General features: G+C 73.2%; 20 protein-coding genes. 14 read left to right on the forward strand and 6 right to left on the reverse strand.

What is annotated here, in order from left to right; genetic code table 11:
• Window positions 1–134: 134 nt before the first annotated feature.
• The 8 genes from ACFPBZ_RS11275 to ACFPBZ_RS11310 all read left to right on the forward strand — a co-directional run bounded on the left by ACFPBZ_RS11275 (window position 135) and on the right by ACFPBZ_RS11310 (window position 7931).
• Window positions 135–797 (forward strand): DUF6474 family protein, encoded by a 663-nt coding sequence (locus ACFPBZ_RS11275; RefSeq protein ID WP_378036136.1) that lies wholly within the window; start codon window positions 135–137, stop codon window positions 795–797.
• 352 nt (window positions 798–1149) lie between these two features.
• On the forward strand, window positions 1150–2145 hold the full coding sequence (locus tag ACFPBZ_RS11280; RefSeq protein WP_378036137.1) for an IclR family transcriptional regulator: 996 nt from the start codon (window positions 1150–1152) through the stop codon (window positions 2143–2145).
• A complete protein-coding gene (locus ACFPBZ_RS11285; protein WP_378036138.1) occupies window positions 2142–2828 on the forward strand; it encodes an ABC transporter permease in 687 nt (228 codons plus the stop codon). Before ACFPBZ_RS11280 ends, ACFPBZ_RS11285 begins: the two co-directional genes overlap by 4 nt.
• 10 nt (window positions 2829–2838) lie before the next feature.
• The gene (locus ACFPBZ_RS11290) at window positions 2839–3903 is read left to right on the forward strand and encodes an ABC transporter ATP-binding protein (protein WP_378036170.1); all 1065 of its coding nucleotides are present in this window, start codon (window positions 2839–2841) and stop codon (window positions 3901–3903) included.
• Complete coding sequence (locus ACFPBZ_RS11295; RefSeq protein WP_378036139.1) at window positions 3900–4703, forward strand: ABC transporter permease; 804 nt, start codon at window positions 3900–3902, stop codon at window positions 4701–4703. The genes ACFPBZ_RS11290 and ACFPBZ_RS11295 overlap by 4 nt, the downstream gene beginning before the upstream one ends.
• 113 nt (window positions 4704–4816) lie before the next feature.
• On the forward strand, window positions 4817–5836 hold the full coding sequence (locus tag ACFPBZ_RS11300; protein WP_378036140.1) for a glycine betaine ABC transporter substrate-binding protein: 1020 nt from the start codon (window positions 4817–4819) through the stop codon (window positions 5834–5836).
• A gap of 129 nt (window positions 5837–5965) precedes the next feature.
• Window positions 5966–6925: a glycine betaine ABC transporter substrate-binding protein gene (locus ACFPBZ_RS11305; protein WP_378036141.1), complete on the forward strand. Its 960-nt coding sequence runs from the start codon at window positions 5966–5968 to the stop codon at window positions 6923–6925.
• Between the two features lie 28 nt (window positions 6926–6953).
• Window positions 6954–7931: a glycine betaine ABC transporter substrate-binding protein gene (locus tag ACFPBZ_RS11310; RefSeq protein WP_378036142.1), complete on the forward strand. Its 978-nt coding sequence runs from the start codon at window positions 6954–6956 to the stop codon at window positions 7929–7931.
• 36 nt (window positions 7932–7967) lie between these two features.
• Here the strand turns inward: ACFPBZ_RS11310 and ACFPBZ_RS11315 are convergent, their stop codons facing one another.
• Window positions 7968–8681, reverse strand: coding sequence for an NAD(P)H-binding protein (locus ACFPBZ_RS11315; protein WP_378036143.1), 714 nt, complete (start codon window positions 8679–8681; stop codon window positions 7968–7970).
• 165 nt (window positions 8682–8846) lie between these two features.
• On the opposite strand from ACFPBZ_RS11315, the gene ACFPBZ_RS11320 reads away from it, so the two are divergent.
• The 3 genes from ACFPBZ_RS11320 to ACFPBZ_RS11330 all read left to right on the forward strand — a co-directional run bounded on the left by ACFPBZ_RS11320 (window position 8847) and on the right by ACFPBZ_RS11330 (window position 11745).
• Window positions 8847–9875, forward strand: coding sequence for an NAD(P)-dependent alcohol dehydrogenase (locus ACFPBZ_RS11320; RefSeq protein ID WP_378036144.1), 1029 nt, complete (start codon window positions 8847–8849; stop codon window positions 9873–9875).
• 62 nt (window positions 9876–9937) lie between these two features.
• Window positions 9938–10999, forward strand: coding sequence for an amidohydrolase family protein (locus ACFPBZ_RS11325; protein ID WP_378036145.1), 1062 nt, complete (start codon window positions 9938–9940; stop codon window positions 10997–10999).
• The gene (locus ACFPBZ_RS11330) at window positions 10996–11745 is read left to right on the forward strand and encodes a metal-sulfur cluster assembly factor (RefSeq protein ID WP_378036146.1); all 750 of its coding nucleotides are present in this window, start codon (window positions 10996–10998) and stop codon (window positions 11743–11745) included. The genes ACFPBZ_RS11325 and ACFPBZ_RS11330 overlap by 4 nt, the downstream gene beginning before the upstream one ends.
• A 61-nt stretch (window positions 11746–11806) precedes the next feature.
• On the opposite strand, the gene ACFPBZ_RS11335 is transcribed toward ACFPBZ_RS11330, so the two are convergent.
• The 3 genes from ACFPBZ_RS11335 to ACFPBZ_RS11345 form a co-directional block, all read right to left on the reverse strand.
• Window positions 11807–12787 carry a type IV toxin-antitoxin system AbiEi family antitoxin domain-containing protein gene (locus ACFPBZ_RS11335; protein WP_378036147.1) on the reverse strand — a complete coding sequence of 327 codons (981 nt, stop codon included), beginning with the start codon at window positions 12785–12787 and terminating at the stop codon, window positions 11807–11809.
• 196 nt (window positions 12788–12983) lie between these two features.
• On the reverse strand, window positions 12984–14111 hold the full coding sequence (locus ACFPBZ_RS11340) for a 5-methyltetrahydropteroyltriglutamate--homocysteine S-methyltransferase (protein WP_378036148.1): 1128 nt from the start codon (window positions 14109–14111) through the stop codon (window positions 12984–12986).
• Window positions 14112–14142: 31 nt separating this feature from the next.
• A complete protein-coding gene (locus ACFPBZ_RS11345; RefSeq protein WP_378036149.1) occupies window positions 14143–14940 on the reverse strand; it encodes an IclR family transcriptional regulator in 798 nt (265 codons plus the stop codon).
• A gap of 54 nt (window positions 14941–14994) precedes the next feature.
• Between ACFPBZ_RS11345 and ACFPBZ_RS11350 the strand changes: the two genes are divergently transcribed.
• Window positions 14995–17397 (forward strand): glycoside hydrolase family 65 protein, encoded by a 2403-nt coding sequence (locus ACFPBZ_RS11350; RefSeq protein WP_378036150.1) that lies wholly within the window; start codon window positions 14995–14997, stop codon window positions 17395–17397.
• Window positions 17398–17510: 113 nt separating this feature from the next.
• On the opposite strand, the gene ACFPBZ_RS11355 is transcribed toward ACFPBZ_RS11350, so the two are convergent.
• Complete coding sequence (locus ACFPBZ_RS11355; RefSeq protein ID WP_378036151.1) at window positions 17511–18992, reverse strand: serine/threonine-protein kinase; 1482 nt, start codon at window positions 18990–18992, stop codon at window positions 17511–17513.
• Between the two features lie 264 nt (window positions 18993–19256).
• Here ACFPBZ_RS11355 and ACFPBZ_RS11360 point away from each other — a divergent pair, with 264 nt between their 5' ends.
• Both ACFPBZ_RS11360 and ACFPBZ_RS11365 read left to right on the forward strand, forming a co-directional pair.
• Window positions 19257–19826, forward strand: coding sequence for an antitoxin (locus tag ACFPBZ_RS11360; protein WP_378036152.1), 570 nt, complete (start codon window positions 19257–19259; stop codon window positions 19824–19826).
• Window positions 19826–20650, forward strand: coding sequence for a thioesterase family protein (locus tag ACFPBZ_RS11365; RefSeq protein WP_378036153.1), 825 nt, complete (start codon window positions 19826–19828; stop codon window positions 20648–20650). Before ACFPBZ_RS11360 ends, ACFPBZ_RS11365 begins: the two co-directional genes overlap by 1 nt.
• A 4-nt stretch (window positions 20651–20654) precedes the next feature.
• Here the strand turns inward: ACFPBZ_RS11365 and serS are convergent, their stop codons facing one another.
• Window positions 20655–21956 carry a serine--tRNA ligase gene (gene serS, locus ACFPBZ_RS11370; RefSeq protein ID WP_378036154.1) on the reverse strand — a complete coding sequence of 434 codons (1302 nt, stop codon included), beginning with the start codon at window positions 21954–21956 and terminating at the stop codon, window positions 20655–20657.

Below are 21956 nucleotides of genomic sequence, written 5' to 3' on the forward strand. Positions count from 1 at the left end.
CAGCCACCGGGAGACGTCGCGGCGCGTCCGTACTCCCGCCCACACCCGGACGGGCCCCGTTAGGGTCCGGCCCCGGAGGGGAACCAGGCCCCCCAGAGACGTCCCGGGTTCCCGGGGAGGAGCGGGGAGGCCCCATGGCACGCCGGAACAAGTACACCCTCGAGCTCGGCGACGGCACGGACGGCACCGACGGTGGCGGGGGTGTGGTCATCTACAGCCGCAAGGCGGCGAAGCAGGCCGCGAAGGCCGAGAAGCAGATCGCGAAGGCGGCCAAGGCCGACCGGGCGGCCTCGAGGACCGCCGAGCGGCTGGCCGAGGCCGAGGCCGAGGACAAGGGCGTCAGCGACCCGATGACCGGCATGAAGGTCAAGCGCTACCTCGGGATCGCCCGGATCGTCGTGCCCGTGGCGGCCCCCATCGTCTACCAGGCGGTCGGCGCCGCGCGGGCGCGCATCGACGACGTCCGCGCCCGGCGCCTCGGCGTCGCGCCCGGCGAGCTGACCTCGTTCTCGGGGCGCGGCACGGCGCTCTACGCCCGCACGCACAACCTCGCGAACTCCGTGCGCGAGCTCGCGAACCGCCGGGGCGACGACAACGACGTCCGGTCGTTCGCCCAGGACGCCCGCGAGCGCCTCTCCGACCTCGAGGCGGCGGTGCGCTCCGCGGAGCAGATGCCGGCGGCCCGGCGTCGTCGCGCCCACCTCGCGGTCTCCGGGGAGCTCGACCGTCTGGAGGCCCGCCTGCTCACGCTCTGGGGCCTCGACCGCTCGGACGCGCTGCCCTCCGGCGAGCGCTGAGCCACCCTCACGACCCCCGATTCCTGCAACCGTCGGGGGCGTGGGGCGCTCCGGGACCTGCCCTCTCGGGCTTTTCTCAGGAACTCACGCACGGTGATGTGCTGCCCCCGGACCGTTCACTCGTCCGGCGCCACAGGGCCCTGAGCAGGGCATCTGCCGACGTCCGGTGCCCCCGGCCGACGCACCGTCACCACGGTCGGCCCCGGCATCAGGTCGGGAAACGACCTGCGAGCACCAACTTCTGGGTGACAACCGGGTGGCCACCCGCTTAATCTCCTCCAAGCCGTTGCACAGATGGCAACGGTCGTTGTCCCTCACGCTCCCGGCGTCAGGGCGCCGGGAGGGGGAATCGATGAGTCCGCGGGCCTCGCGACGCTCGGATCCCGACGGCGTCTCCCCCGTCGAGCCCGTCCCCGCCCGCGCCGCGACCGACGCCGGCGGACAGGTCCACCGGGCCCTCGCGATCCTCGAGCTGCTGGGCGACCCGGAGTCGCGCGGGCTCGGCGTCGTCGGGGGCCCCGAGGCGCCCACGTCGTTCGGCGTCGTGGAGATCGCCCGGACCCTCGGGCGCGACAAGTCGCAGGTGTCCCGGCTGCTCCGCCTGCTCGCGGACGCGGGCTTCGTCGAGCGCGAGTCCGGGACGCTGCGCTACCGCATCGGGACCCGGCTGTTCTCGCTGGGCGTGCGCTCGGTCGGCCGCCGCCTGCGCGACGAGGCCGACGCCCTCGTCGAGCGCGAGGCCGCCCTGCTCGGCGAGCGCGTCGAGGTCTGCGTCCGCAGCGGCGGGTCGGCGATGACGGTCAGCACCGCGGCGCCCGAGAGCGAGCTGCGCGCGGTCGGCTGGGTGGGGCGCACCGTGCCGCTGTCGTGCACCGCCGGCGGCCGGGCCCTGCTCTTCGACCTCGACACCCCGGCGGTCGCCCGGCTGATGGTCCCCGAGGGCCTCGCGCAGAACGGGCCGGGCGCCCCGCGCTCGCTCGACGAGCTCGTCGTCCGGATCGGCGAGGACCGCGCGCGGGGCTGGTCGCTCGCGCGCCACGAGATGGACCGGGGCCTGGAGTCGGTGGGCGCGCCCGTCCGCGACGCGGCCGGCGCCATCGTCGCCGCCGTGACCGTCTCGGGCCCCGACTCCCGGATCGACCCCGTCCTCGCCGAGGTCAGCACCGGCGCCCTCCGCGCGGCCGGGGACCTGTCGGCCGCCCTCGGCTGGGGCACCGGGCCGACGTCGCCCCCGGCCACCGGACCACCGTCCCGGCCACCCCGGCAGCGTCGCCCCCCCAACCCCCCGGCCGCCACTCCCGCCCGCCCACCCACCGCACCTCCGAGCAGAAAGGAAGGAGTGTCGTGAACGTCTTCCAGTACTTCGCCGCGAATTCCGAACAGATTCAAGCACTGACCCTGCAGCACGCCCTGTTCGTCTTCTACTGCGTGTTCGCCGGCTCGGTCATCAGCATCGTGATCGGCCTCGTCGTCTCCACCGGCGAGCCGAACCCGAGGAGGTTCAGCTTCGACTGGTGGGCCACCGGTGTCCGCGAGGGCGCCCTGCTCGTCACCGCCGCGGTGCTGACGGTGCCGTCCCTGGCGCTCTTCGTGCTCTTCCTGCCCATCACCGGGCTGGGCGAGACGACGGCGATCATCGTGCTGACCGTGTACACGCTCTACACCGTCCTGCGGAACACGGTCGCCGGCCTGACCTCGGTCGACCGCGCGATCCTCGAGTCCGCCCGCGGGCTCGGCTACGGCCGCCTCCGCCGGCTCCTGACGATCCAGCTCCCGCTGGCCTGGCCCGTCATCCTCAACGGCATCCGGGTCACCACCCTGATCTCGATCTCGATCGCGGTGGTCGCCTCCATCGTGCAGGGACCGGGCCTCGGCAAGCTGCTGCTCACCGGCATCACCCGCATCGGCGCGGCGAACGCCTTCCCCCAGGTCCTCATCGGCACGTTCATGTGCCTCGTGGTGGCCGCCGTCTTCGAGATCATCTTCGCCATCGTGCAGCGCCTGACCATCCCGAGGGGCATCCGTGTCTGAGACCGAGAACATGATCGTCCTGGAAGCTGTCGAGAAGCTCTACCCGGGCTCGGAGTCCCCCGCGGTGGAACGCCTCGACATGACGATCCCCAAGGGCGAGATCGTCATGCTGATCGGCCCCTCGGGCTGCGGCAAGACGACGACCCTCAAGATGATGAACCGCCTGATCGAGCCGACGTCCGGCCGCATCATCCTCGACGGCGACGACGTCACCGACGTCAACGGCGACCAGCTCCGCCGCAAGATCGGCTACGTCATCCAGCAGGGCGGCCTGTTCCCGCACTTCTCGATCTCCGACAACATCGGCGTCGTCCCGAAGATGCTGGGCTGGGACAAGAACAAGATCAAGGAGCGGGCCGACGAGCTGCTCCACCTGGTCGGGCTCGAGCCGTCCATGTACCGCGACCGCTACCCGCGCCAGCTCTCCGGCGGTCAGCAGCAGCGCGTCGGCGTCGCCCGGGCCCTCGCGGCCGACCCGCCCGTCATGCTCATGGACGAGCCGTTCGGCGCCATCGACCCCATCACGCGTGACCGCCTCCAGGACGAGTTCCTCGAGATCCAGCGCACCGTGGGCAAGACGATCTGCTTCGTCACCCACGACCTGCAGGAGGCCGTGAAGCTCGGCGACCGGATCGCCGTCTTCGGCACCGGCGGCAAGCTGCACCAGTACGAGGCCCCCGACCGCGTGCTCACCACCCCGGCCGACGACTTCGTGTCCGACTTCGTCGGCGGCGGCGCGGCGGTCCGCCGGCTCTCCCTGCTCGAGCTCTCCCGCCTCGAGCTGCACCCGATCGAGACCGACGCCGCCGCCGTGGGCAACCGCAACGGCACCCCGGTCGCCGAGGTCGACGGGTCGGGCCGCCCGGTGTCCTGGCGCCACCTCCCCGACCGCGACGCCGCCGGCATCACGCTGGTGACCGTCCCGCTGTCGGGCACGGTGTACGACGCGGTGGACGTCATGCTCGACGGCGCGGTCTCGCTGGTCGCCGTCGTCGACGAGCAGGGCCTGCCCCAGGGTGTCCTCCACTGGAACGACCTGGTGGCGGGACTCAAGACGCGGGAGCGTGGCGCGTGACCGCGGTCGACATCCAGCCGGGGGTCCCCACCCCGGCCCAGAAGGCCGCGAAGAGCAGTGGCGGCGGGATCGTCGGCACGATCAAGGCGAACTACGACCTGCTGGTCGCGCCGGTCATCGTCGTCATCCTGCTCATCGTCATGCTGGTCTACGTCGGCAGCCGGACCCTCGACACGATCGAGCAGCGGGCCCTGGAGCCCGCCAACGTGTTCGGGCAGCTCGGCCAGCACCTGCTGCTGACGCTGTACTCCACGGTCCTCGTCCTGGTCATCGCGGTGCCCGTGGGCATCCTGCTGAGCCGTCCGAAGGCCCGGCGCATCCAGGGCTTCGTGCTCGCCCTGGGCGGGTTCGCCCAGGCCCTGCCGCCCTTCGGCGTCCTGCTGCTCCTGGGCTTCTGGGAGTTCGGCGTCCGCAGCGCGGTGATCGGCCTGACCCTCGCGGCGCTGCTCCCGGTGCTGCGCAACACCGTGGTCGGCCTCGCGCAGGTCGACCAGTCGCTGATCGAGGCGGCCCGGGGCATGGGGATGTCCTCGCGCCAGACCCTGTTCAGCGTCGAGATCCCCCTCGCCGTCCCGGTCATCGTGGCCGGGCTGCGCGTGGCGCTCGTCCTCAACGTCGGCACGGCCACCCTGGCCACCTACATCGGTGCCGGCGGGCTCGGCGAGCTCGTCCAGCAGGCGCTGCGGCTCAACCGCATCAACCTGCTGTTCGTCAGCGGTGCCATCATCGCCGCCCTCGCCCTCCTCATCGACTGGCTGGCCGGCGTCGCCGAGCGGGCCATCGTCGCCCGGTCGGGCTGACCGCCGCTCCCGCGGCATCCGGGCCGACGGCGACCCCGTCGCCCCGGAGCGGTCACCGAAGAACCCCCACGAGTCCCCACACCGGGGCCTCACTAGAGAAGGAGACACGACCAGTGCAGTGGAAGACTCCGGGCGGCACGAGCCGCCTGCGCGGGTGGAAGGCCGGCGCCGTGACGCTGGCCGCCACCGCCCTCCTCGCTGCGGGCTGTGGAGGCCTCTCGGGCAGCGGCCAGCCGGCCGCCACCGGTGGCAGCCTCGCCGCCAGCGGGATCAACCTCGCCGGCCAGACCTTCACGGTCGGCGGCAAGGACTTCGACGAGCAGCTGTTCCTGTGCAAGGCACAGGTCGCGGCCCTGCAGTCGGTCGGCGCGACGGTCAACGACCGCTGCGGCATCCAGGGTTCCGCCGCCGCGCGGGCCGCCCTGGTCAGCGGCCAGGTCGACATGTACTGGTCCTACACCGGCACCGGCTGGATCACCGACCTCAAGCAGTCCGAGGTCATCAAGGACTCGCAGGCGCAGTACGTCGCCACGCGGGACCTCGACAAGCAGCAGAACAACATCGTGTGGACGGACCCGACGCCGTTCAACAACACGTACGCGATCGCCACCACCAAGACGTTCGCGGACCAGAACAACATCCGCACCACGACGGACTGGGCGAACTTCATCAACTCCGGCAACCCGAACGCCACGCTCTGCGTGGAGCCCGAGTTCGCCGGGCGCGACGACGGCCTCCCCAACCTGCTGCGCACGTACGGCGTCACCAAGCCGTACAGCTCGCCGCCGGCCGTCACCACGCTCGACACCGGCGTCGTCTACCAGGCGACCGCCAACGGCAACCCCTGCAAGTTCGGCGAGGTGTTCACCACCGACGGCCGCATCCCGGGTCTGAACCTGGTCGCGCTGCCCGACGACAAGAACTTCTTCCCGATCTACAACGCGTCGAACACCATCCGTGGTGACGTCGCGCAGCGGGCCCCGCAGGTCGTCCAGGTCTCGAACGAGATCGCCAAGCGCCTGGACTACAACACCATGCTGAGCCTCAACGGCCAGATCTCCTCGCAGGGTCAGGACCCGGCGCAGGTGGCCCAGCAGTGGCTCCAGCAGCAGGGTCTGATCGGTCAGTCCTAAGGGCACACCGCCTCCGGGCGGGCGGTACGGCGGGGAGGTCCTCCGGGGCCTCCCCGCCGTCGTTCCCATCCCCGGGTGCTCCGGCTCCGGAGCACCTCCCCACCACCCGTGTCGAGACCCCGGAGCGAGATGCGCCGTCCCCGCGTCACCGCCGCCCTCGCCGTGGTGCTCGCCGTGCTGCTCGCCGGGTGCTCGGGCGACCCGGCGCCGCGGGCCACGGCGCCCGGCAGCTTCGCCCGTGACGTCGACCTGACGGGCCGGACGTTCACCGTCGGCTCGAAGGAGTTCGCCGAACAGCTCCTGCTCTGCCGCATGACGATCGCGCTGCTGCAGTCGGCGGGGGCCACGGTCGTCGACCGGTGCGACACCAAGGGGTCCGAGAACGTCCGGTCCGCCCTCACCACGGGCGCCATCGACATGTACTGGGAGTACACCGGGACCGCGTGGCGGACCTACCTGCGCCAGGAGTCCCAGCTCACCGACCCGGAGGAGCTCTTCGAGGCCGTCCGCTCGGCCGATTCCGCGAACGGCGTCTCGTGGTTGCGCGCGGCCCCGTTCGACGACACCTACGCGATCGGGGTCGCCGCGGCCACCGCCGACCGGCTCGGGGTCCGGTCGATCTCCGACCTCGCGCGCCTGGCCGCCTCGGGGTCGCCCGACGCGACGCTGTGCATCGACCAGGAGTTCACCGGGCGCGAGGACGGGCTCGTCGGGCTCCTGCGCACCTACCGCTTCCAGATCCCCGCCGGCTCGCTCTTCACCCTGGATCTCGACGAGATCTACCCGGCGGTCGCGGACGGGCGCCGGTGCCGCTTCGGCGAGGTCTTCGCGACCGACGGCCGCCTGAACGCCCTGCGGATCAACACGCTCGCCGACGACCTCGACTACTTCCTGCCCTACCAGGCCGCGCTCACGGTGCGCTCCGACGTACTCACCCGCGCCCCGCGCCTCGCCCTGCTCTCCGAGCGGCTCGCCCCCATGCTCACCGACCAGGTGATGCGCGAGCTCAACGCCCGCGTCTCGGTGGGCCGCCGCTCCCCCGACGACGTCGCGCGCACCTTCCTGCGCGAGCAGGGGCTCACCGGATAGGCGCGGACCGGGTTGCGATGATGCCCGCGTGCGACTCCTGCCGACCGCGCCGGCACCGGCGGTACCGGCCGTCGTCGTGCCGCTGGTCCTGCTGGCGGTCGTGGTGCTCGGCGGGTGCGGCGCCACCCCGCTGCGCTCGCCCGACGCGAGCGGCGGCCTGTTCGCCGGGCGCGCCGACCTGCGCGGGGCGGGCTACGTCGTCGGGGGCGGCCCCCGCACACCGCTGCGCCTGCTGTGCCAGATGACGATCGCGGCGGTGCAGGCCGCCGGCGGGAACGCCACCGACGAGTGCGGCAAGGTCGGGGGCGCCGACGTGCGCCAGGTCGGGGAGAGCGACGTCGACACCGGGTGGGCCTCGTTGCGCACCCTGGGTCCGGATGGCTCGCCGACGGTCGACGGCGAACCCGCCGACCCGCCCGCCGACCTCGCGGTGGTCCGGGCCAGGGACGCCGCGCGCGGCGTCACCTGGCTGCCTCCGACCGCGTTCGGAGACACCGACGTCGTCGTGGCCCGCACGCCCGGCCCGCTGTCGGGTCTCGCGGCGTCCCCCGTCCCGACGACGCTGTGCGCGCCCCCGCGGGCCGTGCCCGGCACGGCCGCCACCCCGGGGACGGGCGCGGTCCTCGCCGCGTACGGCCCGTGGACGACGACCGTGCTCCCGATGGACACGGCCGCCGTCCTCGCCGGGGTGGCTACGGGCCGCTGCACGGCGGGGATCGTCCCCGGGTCGTCCGGCCGTGTCCCGGCCCTCGGGCTCGCGGTGCTCGACGACGACCGCGGGGCCCTCACCGGGGCGCCGCCCGGACCCCGCGGCTACGCCCCGCTGCTGCGCACCGGGCTCCTCGAGGGACGCCCCGCGATGGCCGGGCTGCTCGGCGAGATCACGCGGCGCCTCGACGGGCCGGCGATGCGCGGGATGGTGCGGGAGGTGGAGGTCGACGGCCGCGACCCGCGTGACGTGGCCCGCCGCTGGCTGCTGGCCCAGGGGCTGATCGCGACGGGCTGATCGCGCGGGGCTGATCGCGCGGGGCGTCGCGGCGGGCTAGCGGTCCCCGGCGAGCTCGTCGCCGTGCACGGACGGGCCCGTGGCGCCGCCCAGCGCGTCGACCGCCGTCCCCAGCGGCACGGTGCCGTTGATCAGCTCGAGCACGAGCCCCGCGGTCTGCGGCGCGTCGAGCAGGGCGATCAGCGTCAGGGCCGTGTCGGCGCGGGTCACCTCCTCGTGACCGACCTTGTCCTCCTGCAGCGAGACCCGGCCGGTGGCCGGCTCGTCGGTCAGCCGGCCGGGGCGCAGCACCGTCGCGTCGAGGTCGCCCTTCCGCGCGAGGACGCCCTTCTCGGCGTCGGACTTCGCGCGCAGGTAGGTGCCCCACACCGAGTCGTCCTCGGTCTCCGACGGCGGGCCGTCCGCGCCCATCGACGACACCAGCAGGTAGCGCCGGACCCCGGCGGCGATCGCGGCGTCGGCGAGGAGCAGGGCGGCGTCGCGGTCGACGGTCCGCTTGCGCTCGGCCCCGCTGTCCGGCCCCGCCCCCGCGGCGAAGACGACGGCGTCGGCCCCGGCCAGGTGCTCGGCCAGCCGGTCGGGCGTGGTGCCCTCGAGGTCGACCTCGACCGGCTCCGCCCCGGCGGCGCGGACGTCGTCCGCGTGGTCGGGGTTGCGGATGAGTCCGACGGGCGAGTCCCCCCGCTCCGCGAGCTGCTCCGCGAGCAGCAGGGCGATCTTCCCGTGGCCTCCGGCGATGACGACGCGCATGTCGCCCGCCTACCCGTCGGGGCCTCGTCGTACGCGACGCTGTCCGTTTCGTCCGTTTCGGCGCTGGATGAAATACGGGCCCTTGCATCTAAGGGCGCCTCGTCGTGTGATGGGAGCCGCTCCCAGAAGAGTGTCCGCCACCACTACCCCTGGAGGTTTCGCCCGGTGAAGGCCGTCCGCGTCCACGAGTACAAGTCGGACCCGTCGCTCGACGACATCGCGGAGCCCACGCTCCAGGGCCCGCTCGACGTCATCGTGAAGATCGGCGGGGCCGGTGTCTGCCGCACCGACCTGCACATCATCGACGGCGACTGGGCGGCCATCCAGGAGCCGACGCTGCCCTACGTCATCGGGCACGAGAACGCGGGCTGGGTGGCCGAGGTGGGCGACGCGGTCACGAACGTGAAGGTCGGCGACACCGTCATCCTGCACCCGCAGCCCTCGTGCGGCCTGTGCCTGGCGTGCCGCGCCGGGCGCGACATGCAGTGCACCGGCGACGCGTTCTTCCCCGGCCTGTCGAACAACGACGGCGGCATGGCGGAGTACCTGCGCACCACCGCCCGGGCCTGCGTGAAGCTCAACGCCGACACCAACCCCGCCGACGTCGCCGCGCTCGCCGACGCGGGCATCACCGCCTACCACGCGGTCCGCAAGGCGGTCCCCTACCTCTACCCGGGCACCACCGCGGTGGTGCAGGGCGCGGGCGGGCTCGGCCACATCGGCATCCAGGCCCTCGCGGCCCTCACCGCCACCCGCATCGTCGTCGTCGACAAGAACCCGGCCGCGCTCGAGCTCGCGAAGCAGATCGGCGCCGACGAGACCGTGGTCGCCGACGGCGACCACGTCGCCGCGGTGCAGGACCTCACCGACGGCGGCGCGACGGTCGTGTTCGACTTCGTCGCCGAGCAGGGCGCCGAGAACGACGCCTGGCAGATGACCGCGCCGGCCGGGTACGACTTCGTGCTCGGCTACGGCGGACAGTTCCGCGCTCCCACCCTCGATTTCGTGGCGGGCGAGAAGAACGTCATCGGCAACATCGTCGGGACCTACAACGACCTCGCGGAACTGATGGTTCTGGCCCAGGCCGGGAAGGTCACCCTCCACACCCAGCAGTACCCGCTCGACCGGGCGCTGGACGCACTGCACGACCTCGACGCGGGCACGGTGCGCGGCCGGGCGATCCTCGTTCCCTGATTCTCCTTCCACCACCACCACATGAAGCGCGGTCGTACGACCGCGCGCCCAGGAGGAACTCCATGTACGAGAAGAATGGCGAGAAGTACTTCGTCGTCGATTCCCACATGCACTACTGGGACGCCTCGCCCGAGAACTGGGTGGCCGGCGCCGAGCAGTACGCCAAGGGCTGGATCGAGTGCTTCCACGCCTACCAGTCGCTCGGCCCGGCCGAGACCCACTGGTCGATCGAGCACTTCCAGAAGTACTCCGAAGAGGACACCATGAAGGACCTCTTCGAGGACGGTCACGTCGACGTCGCGATCGCCCAGCCCACGTACCTGCGCGAGTGGTACTCCGAGGGCTTCAACACCACCGAGCGCAACGGTGAGCTGCTGCGCAAGTACCCCGAGAAGTTCCGCCTCAACACCCGCTTCGACCCGCGCGACGGCGACGCCGGCATGCGCGAGTTCGAGCGCAACGTCGAGGAGTGGAACCCGATCGGCGCGAAGCTCTACACCGCGGAGTGGAACGGCGACTCGCGCGGCTACAAGCTCTCCGACCCCGAGTGCTACAAGTTCCTCGAGCGTGCCCAGGAACTGGGCATCCGCAACATCCACATCCACAAGGGCCCGACGATCTGGCCGCTGGACAAGGACGCGTTCGACGTCTCCGACGTCGACAAGGCCGCGACCGACTTCCAGGGTCTGAACTTCATCGTCGAGCACGTGGGTCTGCCGCGCATCGAGGACTTCTGCTTCATGGCGACGCAGGAGCCCAACGTCTACGCCGGTCTCTCGGTGGTGCTCGGTGGCCTCATGCACGCCCGCCCGCGCTTCTTCGCCAAGGTCATGGGCGAGCTGCTGTTCTGGGTCGGCGAGGACAAGATGACCTTCGGCTCCGACTACGCCATCTGGGAGCCCAAGTGGCAGGTCGAGGGCCTGGTCGACTGGGACTACCCCGAGGGCCACGACTTCGACGACTACCCCCGCCTGGGCGTCGAGGGCAAGAAGAAGATCCTCGGCCTCAACGCCGCCCGGCTCTACGACATCCCCGTGCCCGAGGAGCTGCAGCTCAAGTCCGACGCCCCGGCCGCGCAGGACGACGCGGAGCTCGTCGAGCAGCGTGAGGTGGCCCAGGCATGACGCTCCTCTCCGACACCCCCGCCGCGCGTCCGATCTCGAACGACGCGGAAGCCGCGTCCTCGGTCGGCGTCACGGCGCGGGTGTGGGAGGCGCTGCGCACGGTGCGCGACCCCGAGCTCGACACCGACGTGGTCTCGCTGGACTTCGTCGGGTCGGTGGTGGTCGACCCCGACGGGGTCGCGCACGTGGCGCTGCGCCTGCCCACCTACTTCTGTGCCCCGAACTTCGCGTTCCTCATGGTGGCCGACGCGCACGACGTGGTCTCGGCCGCCGCGGGGGTGTCCCGGGCCGACGTGGTCCTCGTCGACCACTTCGCGTCCGAGGCGATCAACTCCGGGGTCGCGGCCCGCGCGGGGTTCGTGACGTCGATGGCCGGGACGGAGGTCGGCGAGGCCGTCGCCGAGCTCGACGACCTGCGGCGCACGTTCACCGAGCGCGCGCTCATGGCCGGCACCGACCTCGTCGTCCGGCCGCTGATGCGCGAGGGGGCGACGCCGGAGCAGGTCGCGGCGATGACCCTCGGCGAGGCGCCGGCGTCGGCCGACCTCGACCGGCTGCGGCGCCGCCGGGTCGAGCTCGGCATCCCGTCGGGCGACGGCGACCCGCTGGTGGTCGACCCGAGCGGGCGCACTGTCGGGGTCGAGGCCCTGCCGCTGCACCTGCGGAAGGCCCGCTCGTACCAGGTGGGGGTCGACGCGAACACGTCGATCTGCCGTGGCCAGTTGGCGGCTCGGTACGGGGTCTGAGCCCCTGAGTCGGAGCGAACGGCACTTCCGCTGCTTCTAGGTGAGCGGAAGTGCCGTTCGCTCATTCATGGGCGTCGGCAACCGGTCGAGTCGACAACGCCGCAGGGATGACGATCAGGTTCGGCGCCGGCCGGGACGCGGCGAGCCGGTACCAGGACTGGAGCTCCCGGATCACGAGGTCCGGCTCCGTCCTCAGCCGCCGCGGTCGGTGGTGGGCCACGACGACGCCCGCGGCGACCATCCGCGCACGGCGCCGGGCGGTGTCGTCCTCCTCCGGCGGGTGGAACTCCATCGAGTCCTGCTCCCACGCCATGCCGACGTCGACCTGGTAGCCGTCCGGGCGCGCGAGGAAGGTCCGGTCGGGCAGGAGCAGCGTCGGGTTCCACAGCATCGGCGGCAGGCCGCTGACGGCGTGCAGGTCCCGGCCCCAGCCCTCGACCGCGGAGCGGATGCCGTCGGCGAGCTCCTCCAGGACCTCCCGGACGAGGCCGGAGCCGCGCTGGTTGCCCTCCTCGAGCTCCTCCTGCAGGCGCGCGACCGTGGTGCGGCCCCGGGAGAGGGCGTCGGAGAGCATCGCGCGGATCTCGTCGCGATCGGTGCGGTGACGGGCGGCGTCGAGGACGGCGCGCTCGACCGGCGCGACGAGCACGCCGCTGCGCTCCAGCCCCGGGGGCAGACGGTCGGTCCGCTCGATCCGGAGGCCGAGGTCGAAGCGCCGGCGCCGGTCGCCGGGGACGAGCAGGTGGAGCGAGCGGCCGTCGGGAAGGCGCCGCAGGCCGTGCCGACGGGCGCCGTCGATCCCGGTGAGGACGCTGTCCGACCCGGCGTAGGCCATCGCCGCCGCGATCTCCTGCTCCCGCGTGGGCACGCCGCTCTGCATCAGGACGACACCGGGATAGGGGCGTCGCCACCGACCCGAGCGCACCCGTCGGGTGATGGTCGACGACGGCATCCCGAGCGCGACGAGGTCCGCGACCCGGGCCACGCCGAGCGGGGCGAGCATCGAGAGGTCGAACGGGTCGACGCGGGAGCGGCGCGGCATGGGGCGACGGTCCGACGACGACGCCTCGGGTCGGTAACCGCGGCGCCGCGCCTGTGGACGACTCGACGGACCGACACCGCCTGTGGACGAGCTCGGAGCAGCGCACTCGGCCGGATGCGCGGACGCCTCGTGGAGCGAGCGGCACTTCCGCTCACATAGAAGCAGCGGAAGTGCCGTTCGATCCAACCAACCGGGGTCAGCCCCAGACGTCCTGCGCCACCGAGACGACGAGCTCCAGCTTCGCGACCTCCTGGTCGTAGGAGAGCGAGTTGCCCTCCACCGTCGAGGAGAACCCGCACTGCGGGGAGAGGCAGAGCTGCTCGAGCGGCACGTACTTCGAGGCCTCCTCGATGCGCCGCTTGAGGGTGTCGGGGTCCTCCAGCTCGCCCGACTTCGTGGTCACGAGACCCAGCACCACCTGCTGGTCGCCGCGCGGCAGGAAGCGCAGCGGGGAGAAGTCGCCGGAGCGGGCGTCGTCGTACTCGCAGAAGAAGCCGTCGATCTCCAGGCCGCCGAAGACCTTCTCGGCGACGTGGTCGTAGCCGCCCTCGGCCGCCCACGAGGAGCGGTAGTTGCCGCGGCACATGTGGGTGGTGACCCGCAGGTCGGACGGGCGGTCGCGCAGCGCGAGGTTGATCGTGTCGACGTAGCGCTCGTGCATGTGGTCGGCGTCCTCGCCGCGGGCGGCCATCGACTCCCGCTGCGCCGGGTCGTTGAGGTAGGCCAGCGAGGTGTCGTCGAGCTGGAGGTACCGGACGCCCAGGGAGTAGAGCCGGGAGACCTCGTCGCGGTAGGCCGCCGCGAGGTCGGCCCAGAACTCCTCGGGGTCGGAGTAGGGGGAGCCCTCGTGCACCGGGGCCCCGCCGAGGCGGTAGTGCAGCATCGAGGGCGAGGGGATCGTCAGCTTGGGCACGGCGCTCGTCGTGAACGAGGCCAGCGTCTCGAACGCGGAGCCGAAGATCGTCGTCGACAGCCCGATCCGCTGGTCGATGACCAGCGACATCGCCGCGAACGTGAGGTCGCCCGAGGAGTTGCGGAACGCCACCTCCACCGACGAGTCCTTCGACGAGGACACGCCGTCGAGCTGGTAGAGGAAGTCCATGTGCCAGGACGACCGGCGGAACTCGCCGTCGGTCGCGGCCTGCAGGCCGACCGACTCCTGCATGGCGACGACGTCGCGGATGGCGTCGTCCTCGGCGGCCCGGAGCCCGTCGGCGTCGAGGCGGCCCTCGGCGTGGTCGGCACGGGCGGTCAGCAGGGCCGGCGGGCGCAGGAGGCTGCCGACGTGGTCGGCGCGGAAGGGGGCCAGGTCACGTGCGGGCATGCGTACACCACACCGCACTCCGGCCCGGAGGTCAGCGCGGGTCCCACCTGGTGGAAACCTCGTCCGCGAACGCCGCCGAGGCGCGCTCCGCGGCGGCCCGGACGGCCCGCTCCATGCGGACCCGCCGGTCGTGGAGGCTGCCGGGGCCGCCGGCGGGGACCACGGGCACCGCCACCGACACCGCGCCCACCGGCACCGAGGGCTCGTCGGGAAGGTGCACGGGGGCCGCCATGCACGCCAGCCGCTCCCGGAGCTCGCTGCGGTCGAGCGCGAGGCCGCGGCGGCGGACGCCGTCGAGCTCCCAGTCGAGCTCGTCGCGGTCGACGATCGTGCGGTGCGCGTGCCGGTCGAGGCCGTCGCGGGCGAGCACCTCGGTGCGCTGCGCCTCGGTGAGCCCGGCGAGCAGCAGCTTGCCGACCGCGGTCGCGTGCAGCGCGCCCCGCCACGTGGAGATCGTCGGGACGGGGTGCTCGGGGCAGTCGTCGGTGGCGACGACCACGACGTCGGCGTCGCGGAAGGCGGCGTAGAGGACGGCGGCACCGGCCGTGGTGTGCGCCTCGCGCAGCGTCGCGCCCAGCCCGGGCGGGATCGGCAGCTGGGAGCGGAGGCGGTCGTTGAGCGCCGGGAGCTTGGGTCCGAGCCCGAAGCCGCGCGCCGGTTCGAGGCGGACCAGGTAGCCGTCGGCCACCAGGCTCGTGAGCAGGTGGTAGGTGGTGGAGAGGTTGTACTCGAGGCGCCGGGCCACGGCCTTCGCGGTGATGCCGTCGCCCGCCTCCGCGACGACCTCGAGCACCCGCAGTGCCCGGTGCACCGATCCCAGGCCGGCCATGAGGCCCATCATGCTCGACACGAGGGTGTCACAGGGACTGGCTACAGTCGGCCCGTGATCTCGAACGCGTTCACCGTCGACCCCTGGTCCGTGCACGAGCCGGAGCTCGACGTGGACCTCCTCGGCCAGACCGAGTCGCTGTTCGCGCTGGCCAACGGGCACGTGGGGATGCGCGGCAACCTCGACGAGGGGGAGCCGCACCGCATGCCGGGGACGTACCTCAACTCGTTCTTCGAGTCGCGTCCGCTGCCGCACGCGGAGGGGGGGTTCGGGTTCCCGGAGGAGAACCAGACCCTCGTCAACGTCCCCAACGGCAAGCTCATCCGGCTGTTGGTCGACGACGAGCCGCTCGACGTCCGCTACGGCGAGGTGCACGACCACCAGCGCACCCTCGACATGCGCAGCGGCCTGCTCACCCGCCACGTCGAGTGGACCTCGCCGAACGGGCAGCGCGTCGACGTGACCTCCCAGCGCCTGGTGAGCTTCTCCCAGCGCGCGGTGGCGGCGATCTCCTACGAGGTGTCGATCCCGGAGGACGCGCGCAGCGACGCCCTGCTCGTGGTGCAGTCCGAGCTGTTCGCCAACGAGCAGATGCCCGAGATCACCGGCGACCCGCGGGTGGCGGCCGCGCTCACCAAGCCGCTCGCCCCGGAGCACAACTCGCACTCCACCTACGGCGCGCGCATGACCCACCAGACCAAGCGGTCGGAGCTGCGGGTCGGCGCGGCGATGGAGCACCAGGTCTTCGGGCCCGACGACATGCAGGTCGAGAGCTCCTGCTCCAAGAACGTCGGCCGGACGACCGTCATCTGCCGGCTCCGCCCCGGGCAGTCGCTGCGCATCGTGAAGTACCTGGCCTACGGCTGGTCGAGCACCCGCTCGCAGCCGGCGATCGTCGACCAGGTCGAGGCCGCCCTCGACGCGTCGCTCTACACCGGCTGGGAGGGGCTCGTCGCCGCGCAGCGGGAGTACCTCGACGCCTACTGGGCGCGCGCCGACATCGAGATCGACGGCGACCCGCGCATGCAGCAGGCCATCCGGTTCTCGCTGTTCCACGTGCTGCAGGCCGGGGCGAGGTCGGAGAAGCGGGCGATCGGCGCGAAGGGCCTCACCGGCCAGGGCTACGACGGCCACAGCTTCTGGGACTGCGAGACCTTCGTGCTCCCGCTGTTCATGCACACCAACCCCAACGTGGCCGCGGACGCGCTGCGCTGGCGGCACTCGACGCTCGGGATCGCCCGGGCCCACGCCGAGACGCTGGGGCTGGCGGGCGCCGCGTTCGCGTGGCGCACCATCCGCGGCGAGGAGTGCTCCGGGTACTGGCCCGCCGGCACCGCGGCGTTCCACGTCAACGCCGACATCGCCGACGCGGTCCTGCGCTACGTCGCGGCCACCGAGGACACCGAGTTCGAGCGGGAGATCGGGGTCGACCTCCTGGTCGACACCGCCCGGCTGTGGCGCTCGCTCGGCCACCACGACTCCGAGTCGAACTTCCGCATCGACGGCGTCACCGGCCCCGACGAGTACTCCTCGATCGCGGACAACAACGTCTACACGAACCTCATGGCGCAGCGGAACCTGCGCGGCGCGGCCGCCGCCGCGGTCCGCCACCCGCGGGAGGCGGAGCGGCTCGGCGTCAGCTCGGAGGAGGTCGCGAGCTGGCGCGCCGCCGCCAACGCGATGGTGATCCCCTTCGACGAGAAGCTCGGGGTGCACCCGCAGGCCGAGGGGTTCACCTCGCACGCGCACTGGAACTTCGAGAAGACGCCCGAGGAGAACTACCCCCTGCTGCTGAACTACCCGTACTTCGACCTGTACCGCAAGCAGGTCGTCAAGCAGCCCGACCTCGTCCTCGCGATGGTCCAGTGCCCCGACGCCTTCACCCCGGAGCAGAAGGCCGCCAACTTCGCGTACTACGAGCGGATCACCGTCCGCGACTCGTCGCTCTCCCCCGGCACCCTCGCGGTCATGGCCACCGAGACCGGCCACCTCGACCTCGCGTACGACTACCTGTGCGAGGCCGTCCAGATGGACCTCGCCGACCTCGAGAACAACGTCCGCGACGGCATCCACCTGGCCGCCGTCGCGAGCGGCTGGACCGCGATCGTCCAGGGCCTCGGCGGGATGCGCACGCACGACGGGACGCTGACCTTCGCCCCGCGCCTGCCCTCGGCCGTGGCCGGCCTGCGGTTCCGCGTGCTCTGGCGCGGCCGGTCGATCCACCTCGACGTCGGCCACGGCGAGGCCACCTACTCCCTCGAGGAGCCGGTGACGATGCCCGGCCCGGCCGGGATGTCGGCGACGTCGTCGGAGTCGCTGGAGCTGCGCCACCACGACGAGGACTTCCAGCTCACGGCCGGCGAGCCGCTGACCTTCGAGATCCCGCCGACCCCGTCGCGCGGCACCATCGAGCAGCCCCCCGGCCGCGCGCCGCTGTTCCGGCGCATGCACCAGTAGGGCCTTCCCGACGACGAGGTCGGGCGCCGGTCCCGGCGTCCGGCCTGCCGGCCCGTTCCTGACGAGGCCCGTGCCCCGGCTCCCGGGCCGGGGCACGCCTCGTCGTCGGAACCTCAGTTGCCGGTGGTGTCGCCGTTCCCGCGCCCACGGAACCCGCCCGTGCCGCCGGTGCCGGGGTCCAGGACACCGCCGGCGCCGCCGCCCGGATTGGCCTCAGGAGTCGTCGTGGTCGTCCGCTCGGTCGTGGGCGGTGGGACCACGGTGGTGACGACCGGGGGTGGCGGAGGCGCCTGCGTCGTGGTCGGCGCCTGGGTGGTGGTGGTCCGCCGGCGGGTGGTCGTCTCCTGCTCGGTGGTCGTCGTCGTGGTGGCGGGTGCGGGGGCCGGGGCGAGGGTGGGGACCGGCGCGGGCGCCTCCCCCGAGCCGCTCAGCAGCGCATAGCCCCCGAGCCCCCCGGCGATGATCAGCACCGCTGCGATCGCGGCGAGGATCGGCCCGCGGCGCGAGCGGCCCTGCTGCGCCGGGACGGGGGCGCCGGCGAGCGTGCCGGGCCCGACGACGGCCGTGCGCCCGTCGGCGGGGTAGCCGTAGGGCGGGTAGCCCCCGGGCGGGGTGCCCACCTGCCGCGTGGCGCCGTACGGGTCGTACCCGGGCGGCGGACCACCCTGGTGCATCGCGTAGGTGGCGCCGGTTCCGGGTGGGGCGAGGGGCGGGCCCATCGCGTACGTCGCGCCGGTGCCCGTGGTGGGTGTCGGGGCGAGCACCGTCTCCGCGTCCATCCCGGCCTCGCGGGAGATCGAGCGCAGCTCCCCCACCACCTGCTCGGTGGTCGGGCGCTCGGCGGGCTCGTCGCGGGTCATGGCGACGAGCAGGCCCTGCAGGGCGGGAGGGAGGTCGGTCGGCACGTCCGGCGGGCGGTGCAGGCGGGCGACGGCGGCCTCGAGGGCGTTGCCCGGGTACTCCCGCCGCGCGGTGATGCACTCGAGCAGCACGAGGCCGAGGGCGTAGACGTCCGAGGCGGGGCCGACCGGCTGGCCGCGCACCTGCTCGGGCGAGAGGTAGGAGGCCGTGCCGATCACCATGCCGGTGGCGGTGATGTTGGTGGCGTCGGCGAGCACGGCGATGCCGAAGTCCGACAGGTGGGGGCGGCCCTCCATGTCGAGCAGCACGTTGCCGGGCTTGATGTCGCGGTGCACGACGCCGTGGCGGTGCACGTAGGTCAGCGCGTCGGCGAGGGCCGCACCGAGGGCGACGACGTCGCCGGGGCGCAGCGGCCCGCTGCGGATGCGGTCGGCGAGCGACTCACCCTCGATGAGCTGCATGACGAAGTAGGGACGGCTGCCCTCGGCGCCGACGTCGTAGATCGTCACGAGCCCGGGGTGGTTCATTCCCGCGAGGGTCTGGACCTCGCGCTGGCGGCGGGACTCGTCGGCCTCGCCGACCCCGGTCGGGAAGAGCTTGACGGCCACGTCGCGGCCCAGCAGCTCGTCCCGGGCGCGGTAGACCTCCGCCGCGCCGCCCCGGCCGATCAGGTCGCCCAGCGTGTACCGGCCCGCGCCCACGGTGGACGGGGGGCCTGCCTCCGTCGAACTCACCGGCCGCGTGCCTCCCTGTCGCTGCTCGTCGTCCACGCGCGTGCGATGGCCGCGACGGGATCGTCGGGCCATCCAGGGGCCCATCGTGCCGTGTCCGTCCACCCCGCCCGTCGGCACCCCGCTCGTGGCGGCCGGGGCGCATCGTCTCGTGACCCGAGCGTGATCGGGCGGTGACTCCGTGTCGACCCCCGGTTTCCGGACGGGTCGTCGTGTCGGTGGCCCTGGCTATATTCGGGGCCCCCGCCCCCGAACCCGGAGTTCCCGATGGACCGTGACGACCTGGCCCGCCAGGGCAAGCAGATGGCTTCCGACCTCCGCGACACCGTGAGCCAGAAGGTGTCGGAGAACCAGGACACGCTGAAGAGCACCCTGGGCCGCGCGGCCCGGTGGGTCGACGAGAAGACCGGCGGGAAGTACTCCGGGCAGATCGACAACGCCCGTTCGAAGGTCGACGAGGGCATCGGCCGGGTGGCGACCTCGTCGTCGTCCCGCCCGCCGGCCTCGGGCGCGCCCACCGCCCCCGGTGCCACGGCGGGCGACCCGGCGCCCGGCACGCGGCCGACCGACCCGCCGACCGACCCCACCGGGCCGCTCCCGCCCCGGCCGGAGGCCACCGAGCCCTGGACGCCGACGCCCTCGCCCACGGGGCGCACCGAGCCGATGGCCCCCCAGACCGGGCCGACCCCGCCGGGACCGGCGCAGCCGGGGCCGTACGCCGGGCGGACCGAGGAGATGCCTCCCCAGCCCGGGCCCACGCCGCCGCGCCCCACGGACGGGCCCACCCAGGACTACACCGCTCCCGACACCGACGCGCCGCGTCCGCCGCAGGTCTGATGGCCGACCTCACGAAGGCGACCGACACCGTCCCCACCGGCGAGCCCGGTCGCCGCTCCGCGCTGCTCGACGAGCAGTGGGGCATCGGGCCGAAGCTGCACGGCGGCTACCTGCTGGCCGTGCTCGCCCAGGCCGCGGTCGACGAGCTCGTGGGGGAGCCCGCGCCCGGCGACCACGTGTTCCCCCAGGCCGTGACGGGGACCTTCCTGCGCGCGCCCGACCCCGGGCCCGCCGTCGTCGACGTCGCCGTGCTGCGCCGCGGTCGCGGGGCCACGCAGGCGCGGGTGCTCCTCAGCCAGGACGACCGGCCGTGCGTGGAGGCCGCGCTCGTCCTGGGCGCGACGCCCGACACTGGCCCGGTCGAGGGGGACGTGTCGCCCGCCCCGGTGGCGCTGAGTCCGTTCGAGGAGTGCGCCCGGCGTCCGACCACGACCGAGGACGGCCGGGGCGACCTGCCGATCATGGACGTCGTCGACACCCGCATCGACCCGTCGACGCTCGGCTTCCTGTCCGGGCGCCCCTCGGGCGAGGGCCGGATCTCCGGGTGGGCCGAGCTCGACACCCGCGAGCCGTGGTCGCCGGTGGCCCTCCTGGTGGCGCTCGACATCCTGCCGCCGGCCTGCTTCGACCTGGGCTTCTACGGCTGGTCGCCCACGATGTCGCTCACCGCCCACGTGCACGCGGTGCCCGCCCCGGGGCCGCTGCGCGTGACGCAGTGGGTCGACCACCTCACGGGCGACCGCATGCACGAGAGCTGCGGGGTGTGGGACTCGACCGGCCGGATGGTCGGCCAGGCCTCGCAGCTGGCCGCCGTCCGGCGCTGAGCTCCTACTCGGTGGTGCCGTCGGCGAGGATCCGGCGGTACCCCGTGTAGGGGGTCAGCACCTCGGGGATCGACACGGAGCCGTCCTCGGCCTGGTACTGCTCGAGCAGCGCGGCCAGCGTCCGCCCGATCGGCAGGCCGGAGCCGTTGAGGGTGGCCACCTGCGCGCGGCCGCCCTGGGCGTCCTTGGCCCGGATGTTCGCGCGGCGCGACTGGAAGGTCCCGCAGTCGGAGCACGAGGAGATCTCGCGGAAGGTGCCCTGGCTGGGGAGCCACACCTCGATGTCGTAGGTGGTCCGCGCGGCGAAGCCCATGTCCCCGGCCGCCAGCCGGACGACGCGGTAGGCCAGGCCGAGCGCCTGCAGGCACGCCTCGGCGTGCGAGACCATCAGCTCGAGCTCGGTCCCCGACTCCTCGTCGCGGCAGAAGCGGACCATCTCGACCTTCGAGAACTGGTGCAGCCGCAGCAGCCCGCGGGTGTCGCGGCCGTAGCTGCCCGCCTCCGAGCGGAAGCACGGCGTCCACGCGGTGTAGGCGAGCGGCAGCGCGTCGGCGTCGAGCATCTCGTCGGCGTGCAGGTTCGTCAGCGACACCTCGGCGGTGGGGATGAGGTAGAGGCTGCGGTCACCGGTCCCGGTGCGGAACAGGTCCTCCTCGAACTTCGGGAGCTGCCCCGTCCCGGTCATCGTCTCCGGCGTGACCAGGTAGGGCACCGAGAACTCGGTGTAGCCGTGCCGGCCGGTGTGCATGCCGAGGAACAGCGTCGCCAGGGCGCGCTCCAGGACCGCGCCCGGACCGCGGGCGACGCTGAAGCGGGCGCCCGCCAGCTTCGCCGCCCGGCCGAAGTCGAGGATGCCCATGGCCTCGCCGAGGTCGACGTGGTCGGCCGCGCGGAAGGTGAAGTCGGGCGGGGTGCCCCAGCGGCGGACCTCGACGGCGTCGGCGTCCGAGTCGCCGTCGGGGGTCTCGTCGTCGGGGAGGTTGGGGATCGCCAGCAGCACGGTCCGCAGCTCGGCCTCGGCGGCCTCGGTGTCGGCCTCCGCCGCGCGGATCTCGTCCTTGAGCTCGCGCGCCCGGGTCTTGAGCTTCTCGACCTCGTCGCCCTGCCCCTTGTTCGCCTTCGCGACGCGGCCCACCTCGGCGGCCACGCGCTTCGACTCGGCGCGAAGGTCGTCGGCCCGCGCGATCGAGGAGTTGCGCCGCGCGGACAGTGCCTCGAGACCCGAGAGGTCCAGCGCGTAGCCGCGCCGCGCCAGGCGGCGGACCGCCTCGTCACCGAGCTCGATCAACGTCCGTGCGTCGTGCAT

This window comes from Actinomycetospora atypica (assembly GCF_042653685.1).
In the GTDB taxonomy this organism is placed as follows: Bacteria; Actinomycetota; Actinomycetes; order Mycobacteriales; family Pseudonocardiaceae; genus Actinomycetospora; species Actinomycetospora atypica.